At 43.8% G+C, this 19,875-nt stretch carries 15 protein-coding genes; 1 reads left to right on the forward strand and 14 read right to left on the reverse strand.

From position 1 onward, the window contains the following. Positions 1–58: 58 nt before the first annotated feature. From trmD to ylxM, 5 genes are all read right to left on the reverse strand, one after another. Positions 59–784 (reverse strand): tRNA (guanosine(37)-N1)-methyltransferase TrmD, encoded by a 726-nt coding sequence (gene trmD, locus AC2JF7_RS01790; RefSeq protein WP_500726479.1) that lies wholly within the window; start codon positions 782–784, stop codon positions 59–61. Continuing rightward, positions 774–1,289: a ribosome maturation factor RimM gene (gene rimM, locus AC2JF7_RS01795; protein ID WP_500726481.1), complete on the reverse strand. Its 516-nt coding sequence runs from the start codon at positions 1,287–1,289 to the stop codon at positions 774–776. Before rimM ends, trmD begins: the two co-directional genes overlap by 11 nt. Before the next feature lie 68 nt (positions 1,290–1,357). Then, positions 1,358–1,630, reverse strand: coding sequence for a 30S ribosomal protein S16 (rpsP, locus tag AC2JF7_RS01800; protein ID WP_500726483.1), 273 nt, complete (start codon positions 1,628–1,630; stop codon positions 1,358–1,360). Positions 1,631–1,714: 84 nt separating this feature from the next. Next, on the reverse strand, positions 1,715–3,142 hold the full coding sequence (gene ffh / locus AC2JF7_RS01805) for a signal recognition particle protein (RefSeq protein ID WP_500726485.1): 1,428 nt from the start codon (positions 3,140–3,142) through the stop codon (positions 1,715–1,717). A 3-nt stretch (positions 3,143–3,145) separates the two neighbouring features. Further along, entirely contained in the window at positions 3,146–3,487 is a 342-nt protein-coding gene (gene ylxM, locus AC2JF7_RS01810) for a YlxM family DNA-binding protein (protein WP_500726487.1), read from the reverse strand. 368 nt (positions 3,488–3,855) lie between these two features. On the opposite strand from ylxM, the gene AC2JF7_RS01815 reads away from it, so the two are divergent. After that, complete coding sequence (locus AC2JF7_RS01815) at positions 3,856–5,289, forward strand: APC family permease (protein ID WP_500726490.1); 1,434 nt, start codon at positions 3,856–3,858, stop codon at positions 5,287–5,289. 152 nt (positions 5,290–5,441) lie between these two features. Here the strand turns inward: AC2JF7_RS01815 and AC2JF7_RS01820 are convergent, their stop codons facing one another. The 9 genes from AC2JF7_RS01820 to AC2JF7_RS01860 all read right to left on the reverse strand — a co-directional run bounded on the left by AC2JF7_RS01820 (position 5,442) and on the right by AC2JF7_RS01860 (position 19,874). Further along, positions 5,442–5,654, reverse strand: coding sequence for a hypothetical protein (locus AC2JF7_RS01820; RefSeq protein WP_500726492.1), 213 nt, complete (start codon positions 5,652–5,654; stop codon positions 5,442–5,444). Positions 5,655–5,988: 334 nt separating this feature from the next. Beyond that, positions 5,989–7,413 (reverse strand): C69 family dipeptidase, encoded by a 1,425-nt coding sequence (locus AC2JF7_RS01825; RefSeq protein WP_500726493.1) that lies wholly within the window; start codon positions 7,411–7,413, stop codon positions 5,989–5,991. 20 nt (positions 7,414–7,433) lie between these two features. Further along, positions 7,434–8,642 carry a signal recognition particle-docking protein FtsY gene (gene ftsY, locus AC2JF7_RS01830; RefSeq protein ID WP_500726495.1) on the reverse strand — a complete coding sequence of 403 codons (1,209 nt, stop codon included), beginning with the start codon at positions 8,640–8,642 and terminating at the stop codon, positions 7,434–7,436. Between the two features lie 2 nt (positions 8,643–8,644). Further along, complete coding sequence (smc, locus tag AC2JF7_RS01835) at positions 8,645–12,208, reverse strand: chromosome segregation protein SMC (RefSeq protein ID WP_500726497.1); 3,564 nt, start codon at positions 12,206–12,208, stop codon at positions 8,645–8,647. 12 nt (positions 12,209–12,220) lie between these two features. Beyond that, positions 12,221–12,907: a ribonuclease III gene (gene rnc, locus AC2JF7_RS01840; protein WP_500726499.1), complete on the reverse strand. Its 687-nt coding sequence runs from the start codon at positions 12,905–12,907 to the stop codon at positions 12,221–12,223. Positions 12,908–13,033: 126 nt separating this feature from the next. Continuing rightward, positions 13,034–14,800 carry an oligopeptide ABC transporter substrate-binding protein gene (locus tag AC2JF7_RS01845; protein ID WP_500726500.1) on the reverse strand — a complete coding sequence of 589 codons (1,767 nt, stop codon included), beginning with the start codon at positions 14,798–14,800 and terminating at the stop codon, positions 13,034–13,036. A gap of 195 nt (positions 14,801–14,995) precedes the next feature. After that, positions 14,996–16,771: an oligopeptide ABC transporter substrate-binding protein gene (locus AC2JF7_RS01850; RefSeq protein ID WP_500726502.1), complete on the reverse strand. Its 1,776-nt coding sequence runs from the start codon at positions 16,769–16,771 to the stop codon at positions 14,996–14,998. A gap of 188 nt (positions 16,772–16,959) precedes the next feature. After that, positions 16,960–18,729 (reverse strand): oligopeptide ABC transporter substrate-binding protein, encoded by a 1,770-nt coding sequence (locus tag AC2JF7_RS01855; RefSeq protein ID WP_500726504.1) that lies wholly within the window; start codon positions 18,727–18,729, stop codon positions 16,960–16,962. Positions 18,730–18,953: 224 nt separating this feature from the next. After that, a complete protein-coding gene (locus AC2JF7_RS01860; protein ID WP_500726506.1) occupies positions 18,954–19,874 on the reverse strand; it encodes an ABC transporter permease in 921 nt (306 codons plus the stop codon). Position 19,875 lies beyond the last annotated feature (1 nt).

Below are 19,875 nucleotides of genomic sequence, written 5' to 3' on the forward strand. Positions count from 1 at the left end.
CCTAACTATTAGTGTAAAAATTACACCTAAATTATTCTAGCAAACTAGCCACATGAAATCAAGCCTGGTCTTCTTCCTGCTTGATTTCTTCTAGCATGGCTTTTTCTTTGCCGGACAAGTTGTACTCTTCCAGCAAGTCAGGTCGGTGCAGGTAAGTCGCCCGCAATGCCTCCTTGTGACGCCAGTCAGCAATCTTTTGGTGGTTGCCCGACAAGAGCACTGCTGGCACCTTCATCCCATCAAAATCTTCTGGACGAGTGTACTGAGGGTATTCGAGCAAGCCGCGGGCAAAGCTCTCTTCAACTGGAGACGCTGCATTGCCTAAAATTCCAGGAATCAGCCGCACAGTCGCGTCAATCATGCTCATAGTTGGCAACTCGCCACCGGTCAATACATAGTCACCAATTGATACAACTTCATCGGCCAGGTCATAGACGCGCTGGTCAAAGCCTTCATAGTGGCCACAAATAAAAGTCAGGTTTTCTTCGTGGGACCACTTTTGAGCCATTTTTTGGTTAAAGGTCTGCCCCTGAGGCGCAGTGATAATTACTCTGCCCTTGCTTTTTACCGTATCAAGCGCTTTTTTAATAGGCATAATTTGCAAGACCATTCCGGCACCGCCTCCATACGGAGCATCATCTACGTGGTGGTGAACATCACTGGTGAAGTCGCGGAAGTTAACCAGGTTTAGCTGCCACTTCCCATCTTCTAGTCCACGCCCGAGCATTGAAGTTGTAAGCGGCGTAAACATGTCAGGAAAAAGCGTTAGGACGTTAATCTTCATCGCGCAGTCCCTCCAATAATTCGACGTAAACTTTCTTAGCACCCACGTCAACCTTTTTTACGACCGAATCAATGTAAGGAATGAGATAGGTCTTGCCAGATTCTTCAGTGACTTCCCAGACGTCATTAGCTCCTGGTGACTCAATATCTGTAATCTGGCCTAAAAGAGCTCCAGTCTGCTTGTCTACTACTGTGCATCCCAAAATATCGCGGTAGTAAAAGGCACCTTCCGGCAAATCATGTTGCTCTTCTTGGCTCACAACCAAGGTCTTGCCCCTTAGTTTTTCAGCAGCCGCAATATCAGTAATCTCAACAAACTGGACCAGCCAAAATTGCTTGAAAGGCCGGCTGCTGGCCACTGTCAAAACCATTTCCAGATTGTCTTTTAAGGTCAACTGGCTTCCGGGAGCAAAACGGCGGTCTGGAAAGTCAGTAATCACGTTGAGCTTGAGCTCGCCCTTAAGACCGTGAGTGGTCAATATTTGTGCAACATCATAAAATTGCATTTTTTCTCCTCACCAAGAAAGAAAAAAGCTTGAAGCAACTGGCTCCAAACTTTTAACTAACAAATTCATTATTTAGTGAACTTTGATTCATGCAGCTTCTTCATTAAGCCAGCACCGGACAGCAGTGACCTAACAGTGTCTGAAGGTTGTGCACCCTTCTTAAGCCATTCAAAAATCTTGTCTTCTTCAAGCTTCAATTCCTTAGGCTCTGAAACAGGATTATAGTAGCCTACTTCTTCGATGAAACGACCATCGCGTGGCATCCTTGAGTCTGCGACAACGATTCTGTAGAAAGGCTTTCTCTTAGCACCCATGCGGCGCATACGAATTTTTACTGACATAGTTAATTTCCTCCTAAAAGATACGAGTATTAATATAGCACTTTAATTTCGTGGTGTAAAGTGTTTTCCCTTAACAGGTTAAAATTATGAGTGGTAGCGCTTGAACTTCATGCGCTTTTTCTTGTTCTTCTTAAAGTTCTTGCCCATATGCCGCATCGCCATCTTGGCCATCGGTGAGTCCATGCCCGGCAAGTTCTCCATTCCCTTGAAGTTGCCCTTGGTAATCTTGCTCATCATGTCGCGCGCCTGCTTGAACTGCTTGATCATGCGGTTAACTTCCACAATCGGTCGACCTGACCCTGCCGCAATCCGCCGCCGGCGACTTGGATTAAGCAATTCTGGATTTTCACGTTCGGCCGTGGTCATTGATGAAACAATGGCTTTAACATAGGTGATTTGCTTTTTGTCAAAGTTGACATTCTTAAGCTGGGGGTTATTGGCCATCCCAGGAATCATTTTCATGATCTGATCCAAAGGACCCATCTTTTCCACTTGGTCAAGTTGGTCCACGAAATCGTTGAAGTCAAAGGTATTTTCCTTCATCTTCTGAGCAACTTCTTCGGCCTTCTTGGCATCATAGTCCTGTTGGGCCTTCTCAATCAAGGTCAGCATGTCGCCCATGCCTAAGATTCTAGAGGCCATCCGGTCCGGATAAAACTGTTCCAGATCCGTCAGCTTTTCACCTTGCCCGGTATAAATAATCGGCTTGCCCGTCACTGCCCTAATTGAAAGCGCAGCACCGCCCCGCGTATCACCATCGAGCTTGGTTAAAATGATGCCCGTAATGTCTAAGCGACTATCAAAGCCCTTGGCCACATCAGTTGCGGCCTGACCCGTCATCGCATCAACGACCAGCAAAATATTGTCGGGCTGAGCTACAGCCTTGACCTGCTCTAACTCTTCCATTAATGGTTCATCAATTTCGAGTCGGCCGGCAGTATCGATAATTACGTAGTCATTCTTGTTTTCTTCTGCCCGTTGCAGTCCATTTTTAACAATTTGTGCTACATTTTGCTGGTCTTGTTCACTATAAACGGGTACCTGCAGCTCATCCCCAATCTGTTGGAGCTGGTCAATGGCAGCTGGCCGGTAGATGTCGCCAGCAATCAAAAGTGGACGGGCCTTTTCATCCTTCATCAAACGACTGGCCAACTTGCCAACAGTCGTCGTCTTACCCGTACCTTGCAGCCCCACCATCATGATGACAGTTGGAATGTGCTTGGACTTGTTCAAACGCGCTGCACTAGTCCCCATCATCTTGGTCAATTCGTCATTAACGATTTTGATAACCTGTTGACCCGGATTCAAGCTTTCCTGGACTTCCTTGCCCAGGGTCTCTTCTTTGATCTTCTTAATGAAGTCCTTAACCACCTTGAAGTTAACATCGGCTTCAAGTAAGGCCAATCTGATTTCTCGGCTGGCAGCGTTGACGTCTTCTGCTGAAATCTTGCCCTTGCCCGTTAAATTTTTGAGCGCCTTTTGAATTCTTTCACTTAAATTTTCAAAAGCCATGGATTATTCTCCCCTCATTTGCATTAATAGTTCATTGAGTGCACGCGCAGCTTCTTCTTGCTTTTCTGCTTGCAAGCAAGATGAAATAACCGCTAATTTTTGTTCAATTTCATTATAGTCCTTCTTCATGTGCAGCTTGGCTTCATAATTGCTTAAAAGCTTGCGACAGCGGCGAAGGTTGTCATAAACCGCCTGCCGCGAAACCTTATGGTTGGCAGCAATCTCACCCAAAGAAAGATCATTATAATAGTAATCTTCAAAATAGTCTTGCTGGCTCTTAGTCAAGAGCCGACCGTAATAGGCGTACAGGTCGCCCAACTCCTCATTTTTTTCGAGTTCATTCATTAAGTTTCACCTTGAACCAGTATAGCAAAAAAGCAGGCTCTTGACGATTGCCAAAGTCATTAACCTACCAAAAAATCCCGACTTTCTTGCATTTTAGCCAGAAAATTTGTATGATGGTTACTGATTATTTTTTAGTTGGAGGTTTATTAGCCCGAAAGGCCCAATAAGTTATCCATTAAGTTTGAAACGATTATTTACGGTACTTGAAGTCTGACCCACAGTGCCGTATTTTTATTTAACGGTTAAGGAGGCATAAACGGATAATGACAGCCTGGCTGGCACAAATAGAGCAATTAAGCCTTGTGCTCACCAATGCGCCATATGCGTTTTGCCCTTAAGTTATAGCAACAATGAGGAGTAATGTTTAAGTGAATTTATGGAAAGCAATGAACCGGAAAGAAGATCCTAGTATTTATCAGGAAAAAGACGGTCGACTCATTCGTACGCTGAAGGTACGTGACTTCCTAGCTCTTGGAGTGGGGACGATTGTCTCTACGTCGATTTTCACCCTGCCAGGTGAAGTGGCTGCTCTGCACGCTGGCCCTGCCGTTGCCCTTTCTTGCATTATTGCTTCGATTGTAGCTGGGCTGGTGGCCTTTGCCTATGCAGAAATGGCGGCAGCAATGCCTTTTGCTGGTTCGGTCTATTCCTGGATCAATGTGATCTTTGGCGAGTTTTGGGGCTGGATATCTGGCTGGGCATTGCTGGCTGAGTACTTGATCGGAATGGCCTTCATTAGTTCGGGCTTGTCTGCCAACCTGCGAGCTTTGATTGCACCATGGGGGTGGAAATTGCCGGCTGCATTGTCCAACCCGCTTGGAGTTAATGGCGGCATCCTCGACTTAGTGGCCATGATTGCAATTGTGATTGCCGCCGTTTTGGTTAGCTTTGGAGTTTCTAAAGCCTCCAAAGTAGAAAACATCTTGGTGGTCGTCAAGGTGGCCGCCATTTTGCTATTCGTGGTGGTTGGACTCACAGTGATTAGAAAGGCCAACTTCATGCCCTTCATCCCTCACTACCGGGTTACCTCCCACGGTCCCTTTGGCGGCTGGCAGGGAATTTATGCCGGTGTATCCATGATTTATATCTCCTTTTTAGGTTTTGATACCATTGCCTCCAATTCTGCTGAAGCGGTTAATCCGCAAAAAACGATGCCGCGCGGCATTATCGGTTCACTACTAATTGCAGTGGTCTTGTTCGTTGCGGTTAGCTTGGTCCTTGTTGGTATGGTGCCCTACCACCAATACCTGAATTCAGCTGAACCGGTTGGCTATGCACTGCGGCAAACAGGCTATGGCAAAATCGCCGTGGTCGTTCAATCAATTGCCATTTTGGGCATGTTTACCGCCCTCATAGGTTTGGCCATGGCTAGTTCACGCCTAGTATATTCCTTTGGTCGCGATGGCATGATGCCCCGCTTTTTAGGCAAGTTAAATGCTGACCATCGTCCAGCCAACTCTTTGTGGACGGTAGCAGTTATTGCCATTGTGATTTCAGCCTTTATTCCCTTCTCCTTTTTGACTCAGCTAGTTTCTGCTGGGACCTTGATAGCCTTCATGTTTGTTTCGATTGGAATTTACAAGTTGCGTCCGCGCGAAGGGGGCGACATTGCTGATCCAGCCTTCAAGATGCCCCTTTATCCAGTACTGCCTGGTCTGGCATTCTTAGGTTCACTGGCCGTCTTCTGGGGCTTGGACATGCAAGCTAAAAAATACATGTTGGTCTGGACCATTATTGGCCTGTTTATCTACTACCTATATGGTATTCACCACTCAGTCATTGTCACGAAAAAAGAACAATAATATTTAATCTTGAGCTCCAAAAATCAAAAACTTTTGGGGCTATTTTAATGACCAAATCAGCGCAAAAAGGCTGACTCCCAAACAAATACTGGAAATCAGCCCTAGGTGATTTTTTAATATTAAGCTAGACCTTTGCAGAGGCGTTATTTGGTCTACTTAAACATTCCTTTAGCGTATAGAAGATCATATATGTGATGAGTAAAATTAGATCCTACCGGTGTAGCAAGGAAAATTGCGCCAGCCACCAAAATGACACCTATTGCTAAAAGTATGCTTTTATTTATTTTCACAAAATCTTTTTTCAGTCCTAGAATAATGCATATTAAGCCAATTATAAAACATGAAACCATTATTATAAAACCCATATTATTACTTCTCCTTGCAACTTTTTTGGATAACTGCGCTACTTTATGTTTGAAAAGTTTCTATGACAGCTTTTATCGACTGCCTCTGCTTACTCTCAATATTATCTTTCAGGCTCAATAACAATACTTTAATTCACATGAATAGCAGTCTGTAGTCTTGGCAACATTGGCGGCTTGCAGTAGCGGCGCTTGCTGAAAAAGAGAACCAAAAGACGTTTTTAAGATGTTTTACATAATTTTAAAAAATTATCATGGGTATCACAGTTTTATATTATTACAAAAAAACATTTTCTCAACAAAATAGTGAAAAAATGTTTTTTAAATCTATATATGATTACAAGTTAGCATCCATATTGAAGGTTAACTTGGACATGTTGATGGAATCAATCATCATTTGACCCCAGAATTGTTCAGACCGCTTGCGGGTGTATGCGACTGTCTCCTGGTTAGCCTGGGTCAAGTATTCTGTCAGCTTGGCACCAGTCTTGCCTTCTGCACCAGCAATTACATCCTCAATGCGGCCCCGGTAGTACTGGTTGAGCTCATTCAAATAGTCTGTGTCCAGCTGGACAAACTGTGGATAGTGACTTTCAACTAGCACGGCTAAGGACTTATAGTACCACCAAGCATCCTTCATATTGTAGTCCATTGAGGTGTTATTGTATGAGGGATCAGTATCACTCATATTGGCAAAGAATGGCACAAATGGGGTGAAAGTAGGTCCACCAATACAGAGCCACATAATGGCTGCACGATCTTTAGGCACATCGCTTCTAATTTGCAAAATATGGGAATTCTGCGTCCGATTCAAGCCGATTGGGCGGAAACGGTGCTTTTCCTCATCACTGCCATGGCCAAAGGGATCATATGGCGTATTCTGATAGTGACTGCCTAAGACAAATTCGATGTCTTCACGCGTAATCTTCTTAGCGGCCCGACGAATAAAAGGCAAGTCCCCATCGGTTGGGTCCTGCTCAATTTCTGGATTGAAGTACTTTTGTCCGTACCAAACCCGGTTAGTGTTGTAGAAACGGTCTTGTTGACTGTAGGTACCAAAGATATGGCGGAAGTTCCAACCTTCATGGTCAACATTTAAGTGGTGGCCTGTAACAAAGTCCTGGATGCCCTCACTCCAGATAAAGTTATCGGGATCGTTAAAGTCAACTTGTTCAATTGAAACACGGTTGGCAGCCACGGCATAAGCATCATCAGGAATACGCTGGGCTACCCAATGGTGACCCGTAACAATTTCCATGTACCAGATTTCATTCTTGTCGCTAAACAAAACAGAATTGCCAGCAGGTGAACCGTACTTTTTAATTAGCTTGCCCAAATATTCCACGCCGCCGCGCGCAGAATGGATGTAAGGCAAAACAACTGTTTGCATACAGTCCTCATCCAGGCCATCCTTGACTAGCGGGTCAAAAGCTAGCGCCCTTTCATTGCCGTATGTAGACTCAGTACAAGACATTGCAACATTTTCCTGGTTAATGCCACTTTCATCGTAATAGCCCCGGTGCTTGTAATCAACGTTAGGCACGGCAGGAACGGCCTGGGCGTCTTCAGGCAGGTCCATGGCAAACTTATTCAGCCAGGACTTAATCTTGCGGTCCTTTTCACCCTTGACAGCTGGTTCAATCACGAATTTCTGCGGGGTAATGGGACGGAAGGTGTCATCGTTGCGGGCAATCATTGTTGATCCGTCCACTGAGGCCTTCTTCCCAACCAAAATCGTTGTACATGCGCTATATTCTTTCATAAAAAACTCCTTTAATCTATTTAAACCAAGTCGTGGAAAAGTCCCACGGCATAATTGGCAGCGTTAAAGTCGGCTAAGTCGCTGGCCTTTTCACCCAGACCAACCAACTTCACTGGCAACTTCATTTCATTCCTGATAGCTAGGACCACGCCACCTTTAGAAGAACCATCAAGCTTGGTCAAGACCAGGCCGGTTAACTTGGTCGTCTTGTCAAAGTCCTTGGCCTGCAGCAGAGCATTCTGCCCCGTTGACCCATCCAAAACTAATAAGGTTTCGGTCGGCTCATCTGGCGCCTGCTTCTTAATCGTACGCTCAATCTTTTCCAGCTCGTTCATCAGGTTCTTCTTGTTTTGCAAGCGTCCTGCCGTATCAATTAGCAGGTAGTCAGCATGCTCGGCTAAAGCACGACCGGTGGCATCAAAGACAACTGAAGCAGGGTCCGCCTGGTCTTGGCCGGTCACAACCGGTACATCAACCCGCTTGCCCCACTCAACTAGTTGCTCAACCGCTCCGGCTCTAAAAGTATCAGCAGCAGCCAGCAGAACTGACTTACCCTCATCCTTGAAGCGCTTGGCCAACTTGCCAATAGTCGTCGTCTTGCCCGCTCCATTGACCCCAACAAAGAGGTAGATGTTAGGCTTGCCATCTTGGTGGACGCGTAAGTGCTCATTTTCTGCGTCACCATTTTGATCATACAGGTTGACCAATTTTTCAACAATAACCCTCTTTAAGTCATCGCGGGACTTAGCCTTTTGCAGCTTGGCTTCATCTCGTAATTCACTGGTCAAAGTCTCAGCTGTCTCGTAGCCCACATCGGATTCAATTAACAATTCTTCTAAATCATCGAAGAAGTCTTCATCAACGGTCCGGAACTGGGCAAAAAATTGGTTGAGCCGGGCACCAAAACCCTTGTTAGTCTTTTCCAAGCCTTTCTCATAGAGTTCGGCCTGGTCAACTAGCGGATTATCTGCATCTTCTGTTGCTGAATTAGTAGTTGCCGGTTGAGCAGCTTCTACTTTATCCTCATTTTCAGCTACCTGATCTTCAATGTCACTTGCAGGTTCAACTGCATCTTCGGCCTCTTCTTCATGATCAGGAACCGATTCAGCTTCCTTGACTCCACCTTCTTCAACAGCTTTCTCTTTATCAGTTTCATCCTGCTTTTTATCTTGGGTCTGGTCACTATCATCGCCAAAAAGCGACTTCTTAATCTTATCAAATAAACCCACTCTTAGTTCACCTCATCTTTTAATTCTTTTAACGAAACCGACAAAACCTGCGATACCCCTGATTCTTGCATCACCACGCCGTATAGTTGGTCAGCCCGCTCCATCGTGCCCCGTCTGTGGGTAATCACGATAAATTGCGTGTGCATGTCGTAGTGTTCCAAAAACTGGGCAAAGCGGGTCACATTGGCATCATCAAGCGCAGCTTCCACCTCGTCCAGGACACAGAAAGGCACCGGCTTAACCTTGAGCATCGCAAAGAGCAATGTAATGGCTGTAAGTGCACGCTCACCACCGGACAGCAGACTCAAGCGCTGCAATTTTTTGCCTGGTGGCTGGGCCACAATCTCCACGCCGGTGGTCAAAAGGTCATCTGGATCAGTTAAGACTAGCTTAGCATTACCTCCCCCAAAAACGACGGGATAAAGCTCAGCAAAGCTCTTAGCAACAGCACAAAAAGTCTCATTAAAGCGACTAGAGACTTCAGAATCAAGCTCAGCCATAGACTTGCGCAAGTTATCGCGTCCTTGCAGCAGGTCATTTTGCTGTCCTGTCAAAAAGTCGTACCGCTTCTTGACATCCTCATACTCTTCGATTGCCTGCAAGTTGACCGGACCAATATCAGACAAGGACATCTGGTGGAGCTTGACGCTTTTTTGGAGTCGACTCCTAGTTTCCTCAGTATTGTCCTCTTCAGCCTGGTTTAAAGCGGCCTCATAAGTCAATGCATAATCCTTGCGCAATTTTACTAAGCGCTGATCAATCTTGCTAGTTAATTGGGCAATCTTAACCGAAAAGTCCTGCTGTTCGCTTGCAGCGGTCTTGCGCAAGTCATAGTTCCGGCTGGCCACTTGGTCAAGTTGGTTGATCTTGGCATCGCAGCGACCCAGTTTCCCGCTCAAGGTATTGAGTTGGTCTTGTAAGTCTTCCTTGCGGGCAGATTCCCGCTTTACTTCAGCAGCTAGTTTTTGTTTCTTTTCCTGGTCCAAAGTTCCACTTTGCTCAAGCGCGGCTAATTTGGCCGTTAGTGTCTTAATTTGATCTTGGGACTGGGCTAAAGTTCGCGACTTCTCGGCCTTTTGCTTGGCCAAGTTCTCTAGCTTATTGGTAAAGACGGCAATTTGTGGATCAAGGGCTGCCAGCTTTTCTTGGACCTGCTGGTTAAAGCTTGCATAGTTCTTAATCTGCTCTTGAACAGCTGCAATTGCTGCTTTTTGCTGGTCGATCTGCTCGTCAAAGACCACCTTCTGCTTCTCAGCTGCCACAATTTTGCCCTTGATTGTCTCTACTTGCTTAATTCGCTCTTCTGTGCGCTGAGCAAAGAGCCTGCTAGCTGCCTTAAGGCGGTTAACTTCTTTTTCTTGATTTTGAAAAGAAAGGACAGCTTCGCCTAAGTCACGGCTATAATCCTGAAGCTTGGCCTGAGAAGAAGCAATTTCTTGATCTAGCTTGCTGCTTGCCTTTGTCAGCTCATCAAAGTGGGCCTGGTCCTGGTCGAGTTGCTTCTTCAGTTGCTTGATCTTCTGCTTTAACTCGTTGAGTTCTGTAGTTGTTTGCAGTGGTGAATTATTCTTCTGGTTACGCGCACCCCCAGTCATTGAACCACCAGGTGCAATCACGTCACCGTCCAGCGTGACGATGCGATAGCGGGCAATACGCTGCCTGATCTTCATTGCATTGTCAATCGTATCAACAATCACGGTACTGCCTAGCAAGTAGTTGATTGCTGGGCTAATGTCAAGATCAGATGAACTTTCAACCAGCTCGCTGGCAATGCCCTGGTAGCCAGAATAAGAAGTTAGAATTTTAGCCGTTGACGGTGGAATCGCATATTCACGCAGTCCATCCAACGGCAAAAAAGTTGCTCTGCCCGCATGGTCCCTTTTCAACTGGTTGATAGCATCCCGCGCACTGATGCGAGTCTTAGTAACCAAGTCCTGGACACCACCACCTAAGGCGGTGGACATTGCTGCTTCCAGTCGGGCTGGAAAAGTAATTAGTTCACCCACAGCCCCAATGACACCCGGATAGCGGTCCAAGTGATTCAGGACGGTTTTTACGCCATAATAGTATCCTTCATGGCGTTTGCGAATATTTTCCAAAGCCTCATAGCGTGCTTGCACCTGACTATAGCGTTGACTGTTGCTATTTACTAGCTTGCGCAGGTCCGCGAGTTTAGTCTGGTGCTGGGATTGTTGACCCTCTAGCTCGCTAAGCTGGTCTTTGGCACTTTGATATTTTTGCTTGAGCATCTGACCCTGCTGGCGCAAGCGTTCCAATTCCTCAATCGACTTTTCCAGTTGCTCTGACACATCATCATTTTGATACTCACTGTCGTTAGCCGTTCGGCTTAATTCAGACTTGAGGTAGACTAGCTGGTTATTGTTAGACGTCTGGTCCTGGAGCAGCTGAATATAGTTTGCTCGTTGTTCTTCAAGTTGCTGGTTGAGCTGGTCAGGATCCGTGTCCAAGCTAGTCGTTAGCTTTTGCCGCTTGGCTTGCAGTTCAGCTCGACTTTCTTTGAGCTCTTTTTCCTGTTGGACTAGTTCCGCGCACTCCTTGGTCAAAGTTGCAGTACGTTTATTAAGGTCTGCCAGTTCCGCCTCATATTCTTTTTTGGTGGCTTCACTATACTGCCTGCTTTGCTGGGTTACTTGCAGACTAGTATTAAAATCGGAAAGCTTCTTTGTCAGTGCCAACAAGTCACTTTGAATTTGCTCGCGTTGCGCACTAATCTGCTTATACTCGTTTCGCTTAGCCGTAACTGCACTCTGGGATTCCTTAACCTCGCGGTCTAATTTCGATAATAAAACTTGATTTTGCTCAGCCTGCTGGTCTAATTTTTGCTTTTGTTTATCCAAATCCGCAATTTCAAAGGCCAAGAGCGTTTTTAAGTCATGGTCAAGGCCCTGCTTTTGAAATTGATATTCCTGAGCAAGTGAGCTCTGCTCATGGAGCGGTTCAATTCGCTGCTCCAATTCCTTAACCAAGTCATTGATTCTTACCAAGTTTTCAGTTGTTTGATCAAGTTGAGCGCTAGCTTCTTCCTTCTGCTTTTTAAAGTGGAGAATACCGGCCGCCTCTTCAAATAATCCTCGGCGGTCTTCTGGACGCGAATTCAGGATCCCATCGACTCTGCCCTGGGAGATAATCGCCAGACTATCCGGAGAAATACCTGAATCCAAAAAGAGGGCCCGGACATCGCGCTGGCGCACATTGTGCTTGTTTATCTGGTATTCACTTTCACCAGAACGCAAAATACGCCGGGTAACTACTACCTGGTCGTTTTCAAAGTTAAGTTCGTGGCCCCGATTGTCAAAGATTAGCGTCACTTCAGCATGGCTGGATGGTTTGCGAAATTGGCTGCCTGCAAAAATAACATCTTTCATATTAGAGCCACGCAAAGACTTAGCACTTGCTTCACCCATCACCCATCGAATGGCTTCAGTAATATTACTTTTGCCACTACCATTGGGGCCGACAACGCCTGTAATTCCGCTATCGAACTTGATCTTTGTTTTTTCAGCAAATGACTTAAAGCCATCAATAATAAGTTCAGTTAAAGGCACTAACTCATCCTCCTAGTTGAGAAGCTTCAAGGCAACCTTGGCAGCCTCTTGTTCAGCGGCCTTCTTGTTGTGGCCCTTGCCCTGTGACAGAACCTTGCCATTAACTGTCAGTTGAACAGTAAAACGCGAAGGCATCTGCTCTTCTCTCAGCACCGCATATTCAATTGCTACTGGACCATCTTGTTGCAGAAATTCCTGCAAGTCAGTCTTGTAGTCACGCGAGGAATCAAACTTGCCTGCATTAATCAGCGGATAAACCGTCAAGCTTAAAAAGTGTTCGACTGCATCCAAGCCCTGATCAAGAAAAAGCGCACCATTGAAAGCCTCAAAGACATCTTCTAGAAGTGTCTTTCGTGCACGGGCCCCCGCTTTTTCTTCACCATGACCTAGATTGATCTGCTCTGAAAAGCCAAACTCCCGGGCAAATTCTGCAAAACCCTCAGTGTCTACAATGTTGGACCGCATCCGGGTCAGTTCTCCCTCGTTTAGGTTGGGAAAGTGCCGGTAGAGGTAATTGGAAATGGCCAATTCCAGCACCGCATCGCCTAAGAATTCCAACTTTTCATAATCGCGAATCCCATCGCTGGGATGTTCATTAGCATAGGAAGAATGAGTAAAAGCTTCTTCTAAAATTTTTGGGTTGTCAAACTTGATTTTATATTTGGTATTTAATTGTTTAACAAATTTTGTACTAACCATCTTTTCAGCCCCTTATCTTCTTAGATTATACCAGTTTTTACCAGCTAAAATGAAAAAGAAAACTATTGCGTAAATTTTTGCAATAGTTTTCTCGATTTGTTGTCTAATTAATCTTGATAGGAAGGCTTATTTAGCATAGCCAACTTGGTACCATAATTGGTGCTCGTTGTTATTTTGAGATGGTTTAAGAGAATATCCTGCCACCTTACTGTTAACTGCATCAATTTCATATTCATTGTAGGTTGGGATGACATAGGCCTGATCAACCATGTACTTTTGCCATTCATGGAATTTCTGTACCCGGTACTTGTGATTAAAAGCCTTCTGCGAATCCATTTCTTCAATTAACTTTGTGTTCTCTGGCGTGACAAAGCGTGAATAGTTAGACATCGTCCCTTCACTGAACATCTGTTGCTGTGAAGGTTCTGAAGATAAAGTCCATCCGGCCATAAACATATCAACTTTCGGGTCATCATGCTGAACCTTATCATAGAAGGAGTTAAATTCAGTCAAACGGCCGCCAAGTAGCTTTACATTTAGCCCAACTTTATTCCATTGCTGGATGTAGTTTTGCACAATTGGTTCTTGGATTGCAGAACCCGACATAGCTGCAAAGGTAATTGTTAACGGTTTGCCGTTAGGCTGCACACGCCACTTACCCTTCTTCTTGTAACCAGCCTTATCTAAAATTTTGTTAGCTTTCTTTAAATTATATGTATAGCCCCTGTTAGATTTGTCGAAGTAATCACCAAACTGTGCCGGAATAAGTGTTGGAACCTGGAAACTCAAGCCGTCGGTATAGTGTTTATACACCGCATCGGTATTCATGGCATAAGCCATTGCCTGCCGCAAAGACTTATTCCCCATTTTAGCTTTCGGGTTCATGACATTCTTGGATTTCTTATCGTCCCATTTACCAACTTTGAAAGCAACGTAACGGTAGGCAAGTGGAACATGAGCAACAAAGGTTACATCTTTCGTATCTTTAACCTGCTTCCACTGGGCGTTAACCACTCGTGCAATATCAAATTTATGGCTCTTAATTGCTTGGGAAGCCGAGTTAGGATTAACTACTTGGTAGATAATCTTGTCAAGTTTTGGCCGACCACGCCAATAGTACTTATTAGGAACCCACGTTACCGATTGTCCTCGTATAATGTGGTCCACCTTGTACGGCCCAAAGTATAGCGGCTGCTTTCTTATTTGGTCAGAAGCTTCCATTTTGGCAAATGGAATATTCTTCAAGTAGTGGTAAGGAGCAGCATTTTCCCAAATATAACCATTGCCACTGTAATACATTCCCGGCTTTAGTTCCTTACAATGCAACACAGCTACGCGGCCGTTCTCACCATTTGGCATTTCAATACCAGAAATAGTTTTAGCCTTACCCTCATGGTACTCTTTCATACCATTAATGATATTAAATTGGCTGGAATAGCGCTGCGATTTTGTAGCCTTATTCGCAATAATTTCGTAGGCAAATTCAATATCTTTAGCAGTAACTTGTTTGCCATCAGACCACTTAACACCCTTCTTAACCGTAATCGTAATTGTTCTGGCTTTACGATTTAGCCTTAGGGTTGCAGGACCCTTGTCATTAATCTTGTAGTGGTCATCGGTATCAAATAAGGATTCTTGACCGGGAGATGCAACATCACTGTCAGGTTGGCTCATTGCCAGCTCTTCATTAAATACACCAGTAAAAGGAGTATCTGTTTCTTCTGCAACCTTTATTGTTCCACCTTGTTTTGCAATCTTTGCAGAACTAGCAATTGGAAACTTGCTGGCTGTTTTGGCCCCTTCATTGCTGCTGCCACCCTTACCACATGCAACCAAGGCAAGTGCAGCAGCGCTCACTAATCCAATTGAGCTAAATACTTTTGCTTTCTTCATTTAATACGACTCCTTTTTAATTTGGATGGAATAGTTTTTAAGACAAGTTAATTATTAAATAATATCACATTAAATTAATATTTCAACATATTTGTTCATTTTAATTTAACTTATTTGAAACAAAATTATTAATACCAAAAATCCCAAGCCAAAGCTTGAGATTTTAAATATATTTTATATAGTCAATGTCTAGGATTATTTAACAAACCCAACTTTGTACCATAATGGGTATCCATTAGTGCTTTCAGATGGTCTCAAAGAATAGCCAGAAATCTTATTGTTAACTGCTTTAACACTATAAGAACTTTGTTCTGGAATAACAAATGCTTGGTCAAACATATACTTTTGCCATTCATGGAATTTTTCAACTCTATACCTGTGGTTAAATGCTTTCTTAGAGTCTATTTCTTCAAGCAGTTTGTTGTTCTCTGGCGTTACAAATCTGGTATAGTTGAATGGATCTTTTTCACCATATAGCCCAAGCGGGGATGGTTCAGATGAAAGCGACCACCCTGCTTCAAACATATCATATGACGGATCATCATTATGAATCTTATCATAAAAAGAGTTGCCTTCTGTCAGTCGACCACCAGTCAGAGTTACATTCAACCCAATCTTGTGCCATTGCTGTAAGTAGTTTTGAATAATTGGCTCTTGAGTGACACCACCTGACAAGGCCATGAATTTAATGCTCAAAGGCTTGCCGTTTGGCTGAACACGCCACTTACCTTTCTTCTTATAGCCTGCCTTGTCCAAAATTTGGTTGGCCTTCTTCAAATTATATGTGTAGCCCTTAATATCCTTATTAAAATAGTCACCAAACTGGGCTGGAATTAAGGTCGGAACTCTAAAAGACATACCGTGAGTATAGTGATTCATGACCTCATCAACATTCATAGCATAGCCGATAGCTTGACGCAGTGCTTTGTTATTCATCTTTGACTTAGGATCCATCACGTTTTTGCCGGTCTTAGCGTCCCACTTACCAAGACGGAAACCTACATACCAATAAACTAATGGAATATTTGCTACAAAGTTAACACCCTTAGTGTCCTTAACTTGATTCCATTGTGAATTAATCACTTGCGTGATATCGAATTTGTGGCTCTTGATAGCTTGCGTTGCTGATTGCGATGAAACTACTTGATAAATAATTTTGTCTAGTTTTGGCTTACCACGCCAATAATACTTGTTTGGTGTCCAAGTTGCAGCTTGGCCACGTACCAACTTGGTCAAGACGAAGGGGCCGAAGTAAAGTGGCTTTTTCCTAATCTTGTCAGACGACATTAGCTTACTAAATGGCACATCCTTTAAGTAATGGTAGGGCGAAGCTGATTCCCAGAAGTAATCATTACCTGAGTTGGTCATACCTGGCTTCAATTCCTTATAATGCAGAATTACTGTACGTCCATTTTCGCCATCTGGCATTTCAATGCCAGAAATCGTCTTAGACTTACCATCATGATATTCCTTCATTCCCTTAATAAGCCCTAGTTTTGAAGTATATCGTTGTGACTTGGAAGCTTTGTTTGCCATAATTTCGTATGGATACTCAACATCTTTAGCAGTAACTTGTTTGCCATCAGACCACTTAACACCCTTTTTAATCGTGATAGTTACCGTATTGTTCTTATTATCCAATTTCATTGTGGCCGGACCCTTGTCGTTAATCCGGTAGTTATCATCAGTATCAAATAAGCCTTCATTACCAGGTGAAGCTACTTCTGAATCAGTTGTAACCGTTGATAATTCATTAGAGAAAATTCCAGTGAACGGAGAATTAGCAATCAGGGCAAGCTTTAACGTACCACCTTGTTTAGTTGCTTTATTCGGCACAGCGATTGGGAACTTGCTTGCCGTCTTACCAGCATTAGTATCGTCTGCCTTGTTGCCACCCTTGCCACAAGCAACCAAGGCAAGTGCTGCTGCACTCACGATTCCTAATGAACTAAGTAATTTTGTCTTTTTCATCTTACATGTCTCCTTCTTGTTTCAGGATTGATGAGTTTTTAAAACAAGTTAACAATTAAATAGTAACACATTAATTTTTGATTGCAATGATTATTATTGATTTAATTTAAATTTCCAAAATTAAATAACTGCTCATAAAAAAATCCCAAGCTTTTGCTTGGGATTAAAACAAATACTATTCTTAGTTATTATTTAGCATAACCAACTTGATACCATAATTGGTGCCCATTGTTATTTTGAGATGGCTTCATTGAGTAGCCGGTTACCTTATCGTTGACTGCCACAACCTTGTATGAATTATTAACTGGGATGACATATGCTTGATCAAACATATATTGTTGCCATTCGTGGAATTTCTGTACGCGGTACTTGTGGTTAAAGGCTTTTTGAGAGTTAAGCTCTTTGATTAACTTAGTATTCTCTGGCGTTGCAAACCGTGAATAGTTCCATGAAGCATTTGGGGCATACAAGGTTGCTGGTGATGGCTCACTAGCTAGACTGATTGCAGCCATAAACATGTCTACGCCTGGTGCATCGTTTCGCAGCTTGTCATAGAAGGAATTAAATTCAGTCAAGCGACCACCGGTGAGACTAACGTCCAAGCCGATCTTATGCCACTGTTGCAGGTAATTTTGCATGATTGGTTCTTTGGTAGAATCACCAGAACTTGCCATAAACTTAATCTTCAGTGGCTTGCCATTAGGTTGTACGCGCCACTTGCCCTTCTTTTTGTAGCCGGCCTTGTCCAAAATCTGGTTGGCCTTCTTCAAGTTGTAGCTGAAGCCCTTAGTATCCTTGTCGAAGTAGTCACCAAATTGAGCTGGAATAAGAGTTGGCACTTGGAATGACAAACCATGGGTGTAGTGTTGGTTAACATCAGAAACGTTCATTGCATAGCCAATAGCCTGGCGCAACGCCTTATTGTTCATCTTAGACTTTGGATCCATCACGTTCTTGCCGGTCTTAGGATCCCACTTACCAACTTTAAAGCCCATGTAGCTGTATTGTAGCGGAATTTGTGCAACAAACTTAACGTCCTTGGTATTCTTAACTTCAGTCCATTGAGAATTGACAACATCTGCGACGTCAAACTTGTGACTCTTGATGGATTGAGAAGCTGAGTTCTGCGAAACAACCTGGTAGATAATCTTATCTAGCTTAGGTTGACCTCGCCAATAGTACTTGTTGGGCGTCCACGTAGCAGATTGTCCCCGAACCAGCTTAGAAAGCTTAAATGGACCAAAGTAAAGAGGTCTCTTTCTAATCTTGTCAGAGGATTCCAGCTTGTTAAATGGAACATCCTTAAGGTAGTGGTAAGGTGCAGCACCTTCCCAGAAATAACCATTACCAGAGTTGTACATGCCTGGCTTTAATTCCGTATAGTGCAGGACCATGGTCCGGCCAGACTCACCATCTGGCATCTCGATACCAGAAATTGTATCAGCCTTACCCTCGTGGTAGTCTTTCATACCCTTGATGAGTTCAAACTTGGAGTCATACCGCTGAGACTTGGTTGCCTTGTTGGCCATAATCTCGTATGAATATTCCATATCCTTGGCTGTTACCTGCTTGCCATCTGACCACTTAACACCCTTTTTCATTGTGATAGTGACAGTATTGTTCTCACGATCAAGCTTCAATGTGGCTGGACCCTTGTCATTGATCCGGTAGTTATCATCAGTATCAAACAAAGATTCTTCACCAGGAGAGGCTACGTCAGCATCAAAGGCAGTCGAAGCCAGTTCATCTGAGAAGATCCCTGTAAATGGTGATTCAGTCTCAAGTGCTACCTTAAGCGTGCCACCTGGTTTAATATCCTTCTTAGGCATTTCACTAGGAAACTTGCTAGCCGTTTTGGCATCATTGGCATTATTATCGCCACTCTTACCACAGGCAACCAGTGCAAGCGCAGCTGCACTCACAATTCCTAATGAACCCAGTAATTTTGTTTTTTTCATTTATACATAACTCCTTCTTATTGTTGGAATAGAAAAAGTTTTTAAAACAAGTTAACAATTAAATATTAGCATAGATAATTAATAGTTCAACTGCTAAACGCCTATAAACTACTGTTATTCAGGAATCTTGATTATCATTTTTAGATCAAAGCACCAAAAAAGTGCTACTAGCAGCTAGCTCAATGTCTAACTATTAGTAGCACTTCATTAATCAATAAACCTTACTAGTTCTCACGTTGTCTTGCATCACCGGCACGTTGCAGTGCTCGACCAACATAGTTAATGCTGAGTGAGATTGCCAGCAGCAAAATTGTAGCTGGCAACCATAGCCATGGCCGACTAACAACGTTAACAGGGTCGTTGGCAAAGCCAATCAGGTTACCCAGTGATGGAACTGTTGGCGGCAAACCATAACCGATGAAGGACAAGGTTGTCTCAATACCGATATTGCCGGCTATAGTCAAGACCAAGTCAATAATCAGCATCGAAGTAATGTTGGGCAAAACCTCTCGGAACATAATCTTCAAGTCCGATGAACCAGAAGTCTTAGATGCCAGAACATAGTCTCGACCACGTTGGGACAGGACAAAGGCCCTGAATAAGCGCGCTGTTGATGTCCAGCCAAAGAGGGAGATAATCCAAACCAAAGTTATCGGACTAAATTTAGGAACAACTGTAACCAATACAATTTCAATTGGCATAGCTGGCAAGACCTGAACAAAGTCAACAATTCTCATGATAACGGCATCAATCCAGCCACCATAGTATCCTGACACAAGCCCGACAATCAAGCCAACCGTTTCACAGACAGCAGTAACACCAAGTCCAATCAAGATTGAATTTCGACCACCCATCATCAAAAGACTAAGGATGTCACGGCCACCATCATCAGTACCAAACAGGTGCCCATTAGTAGCCCAACCACTGTAAGCGTCAAGAATGTTAGTTTCTGATACCTTATCTGCGTTCAAGAACAGAGAACCACCAAAGGTGAACAACAAAGCTAATACAATAACTATGAATGCGGTCAAAGCAACTTTATCTTTGACAATTTCATGGACAACAACCCTGAACCCCGAAGTTGGAGAAGAGATTTTGCGCTTTTTAGCTTCTGTTTTCGAAGTGTTTTCTTTCTTTTCAGACATT

It is taken from the genome of Lactobacillus sp. XV31L (assembly GCF_059900865.1).

Coding starts and splice junctions, on each gene's coding strand:
- ffh (WP_500726485.1), bottom strand. CDS start 3,142: ATGGCTTTTGAAAATTTAAGTGAAAGAATTCAAAAGGCGCTCAAAAAT.
- AC2JF7_RS01825 (WP_500726493.1), bottom strand. CDS start 7,413: ATGAAAGAATATAGCGCATGTACAACGATTTTGGTTGGGAAGAAGGCC.
- AC2JF7_RS01860 (WP_500726506.1), bottom strand. CDS start 19,874: ATGTCTGAAAAGAAAGAAAACACTTCGAAAACAGAAGCTAAAAAGCGC.
- trmD (WP_500726479.1), bottom strand. CDS start 784: ATGAAGATTAACGTCCTAACGCTTTTTCCTGACATGTTTACGCCGCTT.
- ylxM (WP_500726487.1), bottom strand. CDS start 3,487: ATGAATGAACTCGAAAAAAATGAGGAGTTGGGCGACCTGTACGCCTAT.
- AC2JF7_RS01850 (WP_500726502.1), bottom strand. CDS start 16,771: ATGAAAAAGACAAAATTACTTAGTTCATTAGGAATCGTGAGTGCAGCA.
- rimM (WP_500726481.1), bottom strand. CDS start 1,289: ATGCAATTTTATGATGTTGCACAAATATTGACCACTCACGGTCTTAAG.
- AC2JF7_RS01855 (WP_500726504.1), bottom strand. CDS start 18,729: ATGAAAAAAACAAAATTACTGGGTTCATTAGGAATTGTGAGTGCAGCT.
- rpsP (WP_500726483.1), bottom strand. CDS start 1,630: ATGTCAGTAAAAATTCGTATGCGCCGCATGGGTGCTAAGAGAAAGCCT.
- AC2JF7_RS01845 (WP_500726500.1), bottom strand. CDS start 14,800: ATGAAGAAAGCAAAAGTATTTAGCTCAATTGGATTAGTGAGCGCTGCT.
- rnc (WP_500726499.1), bottom strand. CDS start 12,907: ATGGTTAGTACAAAATTTGTTAAACAATTAAATACCAAATATAAAATC.
- AC2JF7_RS01820 (WP_500726492.1), bottom strand. CDS start 5,654: ATGGGTTTTATAATAATGGTTTCATGTTTTATAATTGGCTTAATATGC.